The 3,343-nt window shown below is 67.0% G+C and carries 6 protein-coding genes; all 6 read left to right on the forward strand.

All coding sequences use genetic code 11. From position 1 onward, the window contains the following. A partial coding sequence (locus AB1609_18820) for a hypothetical protein (protein MEW6048500.1) occupies window positions 1–429 on the forward strand: 429 nt, incomplete at its 5' end. Window positions 430–573: 144 nt separating this feature from the next. Beyond that, entirely contained in the window at window positions 574–1,851 is a 1,278-nt protein-coding gene (locus AB1609_18825; protein MEW6048501.1) for an ATPase domain-containing protein, read from the forward strand. Window positions 1,852–1,854: 3 nt separating this feature from the next. Continuing rightward, window positions 1,855–2,358, forward strand: coding sequence for a hypothetical protein (locus AB1609_18830; GenBank protein MEW6048502.1), 504 nt, complete (start codon window positions 1,855–1,857; stop codon window positions 2,356–2,358). Between the two features lie 50 nt (window positions 2,359–2,408). After that, entirely contained in the window at window positions 2,409–2,606 is a 198-nt protein-coding gene (locus tag AB1609_18835; GenBank protein MEW6048503.1) for a hypothetical protein, read from the forward strand. Window positions 2,607–2,789: 183 nt separating this feature from the next. After that, window positions 2,790–3,047: a hypothetical protein gene (locus AB1609_18840; protein MEW6048504.1), complete on the forward strand. Its 258-nt coding sequence runs from the start codon at window positions 2,790–2,792 to the stop codon at window positions 3,045–3,047. A gap of 64 nt (window positions 3,048–3,111) precedes the next feature. Beyond that, window positions 3,112–3,343: hypothetical protein (locus tag AB1609_18845; protein MEW6048505.1), on the forward strand; the 232-nt coding region annotated here is incomplete at its 3' end.

The following is a 3,343-nucleotide window of genomic DNA, read 5'->3' on the forward strand; positions in this document are numbered from 1 at the left end:
GTGCACGGCGCCGACCATGACTTCTACGACAGCGCTTCGGGCCTGTCGGACGAGACCGTCGTCCACGCCGGGCCGGGGCGCTTCTACCTGGAGCTGGACACGCCGAGCGACTGCCGGTGGTCGGTGCGGGTGCACGGGGGTTCTGCCGGCGCGGGTTCGGCGCCGCCGGCGGCGGGGGCGGGTGGGTCGTCGGTACTGCGAAGCGTGCCGGTGCCGAGGCCTATCTCTGAGCCGACGCTCACTTACGACGACCGCCTGCGCTGGACGAGTGCCCGGGCCCGGCTGGTGGACGAGGCGCCCTACCGGACGGGGGCGTTTTACGTGGCGGGTTCGTTGTGGGAAGTCCGTTGGGCCATCCCGGGTGCAGGCGCTAGGAGCCCGGCTGGTTTTACCTCACTCTCGAGGGCGACGGGTTCGATTGAGAGGTGACGGTCCTGCGAAGCCCGTGACGGCTGCTTCGGCTCCGCCGCACGGGGGGCGTTTCGCGAGATTGCCACGGCGTGGTAATCGTTCCGAAGGATGGGATCGGGCCGGCGGCGAATCCTCCGCCCGGGAGCAGGAAGGGCGAAAGCCGTGCCCAGGCTGGTTGAAATCGCAACCAAGGGGCCAGAGAAAACCCCCATACCCGACCTGCCGTGGTTGGAGCGGGCCCTGGGGGGCGGTTTCACCCGGGGCGGCGTCTACCTTTTGGCCGGCGAGCCCGGCATCGGCAAGACGACGCTCGCCGTCCAGGCCCTGGGGGCACTCGCTGCCCAGGGCATGAAGGTGCTGTACGTTACCACGGAGCAGTCGCTGGCCGACCTCAAGCGGGCCGTGCAGCGCATTCACGCCCAGCCCGACGACCGGCTGCCGCCGCGCCTTGAGGACAACTTCCTGCTGGACGACTCCATCGACGACATCGACAGCCTGCCCCGGTTCCTGGCCCGCCGCATCCTGACCGAGGGCGAGGAGTACCACGGCATCCAGGCCATCGTCATCGACTCGGTGCAGGGGCGGGGCCTCTCGCCGGCCGCCACCCGCAAGTACAAAGCCCTCTACGAGTTTGCCGAGCACGCCAAGGCCCAGGGGCTCGTCACCATCCTGATCGGGCACGTCACCAAGCGGGGCCAGATAGCCGGCCCCCGCGACCTCGAACATAACGTGGACGCCATCCTCTACATCCGCCGCGCCTTTCGCCTGCGTCCCTTTTTCGTCCCCAAAAACCGCTTCGGCCCCGCCGTCCTCGACCCGGTGGTGCTGGTGATGGACAGCCGCGGCCGCGTCGTCGAGTCGCCGCACCGGTCGGCCAAAAGCGCCGTCGTGTTCGGCTACGGCGGGGTGGGTGATGAACTGGCCGAGGGCCAGGCGTCGGTGAGCCTGCCGCGCTACGGCTCCTCGCCCGAACTCAACGCGCCGTTCCTTCCCAACAAGAAGGTAAAGCAACTTCTCAGCGTGCTCAGCACCCTCAAGGACGTCGACCTCACGGACCTCTCGTACGAAATCAACTGCTACATCCCCCGCCGCCAGCAGTACCTGCAGGAGCTGGACCTGCCCATTGCGCTGGCCCTGTTGAGCTCGTACCTGCAGCGCGCCGTGCCGCAGGACAGCCTGTTTGTGGGCGAGCTCGACCTGACCCGGCGGATCCGCCCGCCCCAGGGCACCTACCTGGCCGCTCTCGCCGTGCTGCTGGCCGGGCCGCAGAAGGGACGGTTCAAGCGGGTGTACGTCTCGTCGGACTGCGCCGCACAGCTGGAGCGGCTGCGCCCCGACCGCTACGGCCCGGCCGTGGGGGAGCTGGCCGAGGTGAGGGGTGTGGAGACGCTGGAGAGCCTCCTCGAGACCCTGTGGCCCGACTTGTTCCAGGGGGAGTAGGCCATGCCGTCCCGAGCGGTACCGAGACGGGTTCGAGACTTCATCTTCTACTATTACGCCAAGCTTGTCATCGCGCCGTCGGCCGGCGAGAAGGGCAACTATCGGTTCGTCATCGATCGGTACAAGCGTCTGGCTTCTGGCGACATCTCGATGTCCGACTACGACCGGGAGATCCAGAAGCTCGCGCGGCAGCCCGGCATCTGTGTCTTCTGTGGGTCGGCCGACGGTCACGTGGTCGTCGAGGTCATCCCACGCCACCTGGGCGGCCCCGTGGGCATTCAAAACCAGGTCTACGCCTGCGAACGCTGTGCCGGCTCCAAGGGGGACAAGGGGCTGCTCGAGTGGTGGTGCGACGAACTCGGCCGCGACAAGGATGACCTGCCCCGCATCCCCGCCGGCCTCTTCCTGAAGATGGCCTTCGAGCGCCACGCCGTGGACTTCACCCTCGATGACCCGTGTGAGGACATCCGGGAAATCTGGTGTGCCGGACCGAACGAGCTTCGGTAGGCGTGGCGTGAAAGAGGGCCGGTCTTGGTGGCGGAGGTGGTCTGGCAGTGGTGACGCGCGGGCTTCTGGAAACGGGCCACCGGGTGGGCAGCCCGTCCAGGCCGCTCCCGGCGGCGTTGGAGGCCGCGCTTGCGGCTCCGGCCAGACAAGAGGGCGACCGGTGGGCGCTTGAGTTGGACCTGGCCGACCCCGAGCAGCTCTTTGACTACCTCGACGTGGTGCGGCAAAGCGGTTTTGTCATCGACTAGATAGCGCGGGACCAGCCGGACCTGCGGCAGGCCTACCTTCGGCTCATTCGAGGCGACCCCTGCATGCAGCGCGCCCTCGTTGGCAGAAACAAGTGCACCGAGGAGGAGGGCGAGCCGCATGAGTGAACGAGGGCCTGGGGCTGTCTCTGCGCAGCACGGTGCGCCGGCCACCTCTTACAGCGGATGGCGGCTGCTGGGGCAGGTTTCCTGCGAGTCTGGGTATCGCTCCGCCGGTATCCGTTCAACCTCGTTGCAGGCTTGATTACGGTCTTTCTCTTGTTCCTTCTCCTGTTCTACGGGATCAGCCTCGTACCGGCCGGGTTTCAACTGGGGCAGACCCGAGGTGCTCTGGTCGTGGGGTTCATCAGTTGGCTTGCGATGCTGGCTGCCTTTCAGGACTTCACGGAGCGGATCACCCAGGGTGCCGGCGAAGGGACTTAGACTTAGAACAGCAGGCCCTGTCCCCCTGGGGGCTGGGTCACGTCCCGAGACGGTTGCCGCCAACGTGTCCAACCTGGTGATCGTGGCCCTGGTCCTTCTCGTTGCGGTGGTCGTCACGTGCCAGCCGTTGCACATTCCGATCTTCGACGTGGCAGTCACGTTGGTGCTGCTCATCGTGCAGGGCGCAGCCTTTGGGGTGGTCATGGGCGGCCTGGCGCTGCTCTACAAGCGCGTCGAGGCATCCTTCCAGCTGTGGCAGCTCATTTTCATTGGCTTCCTGCTGATCCCGTGGGACG

This window comes from Bacillota bacterium, assembly GCA_040754675.1.
In the GTDB taxonomy this organism is placed as follows: domain Bacteria; phylum Bacillota; class Limnochordia; order Limnochordales; family Geochordaceae; genus Geochorda.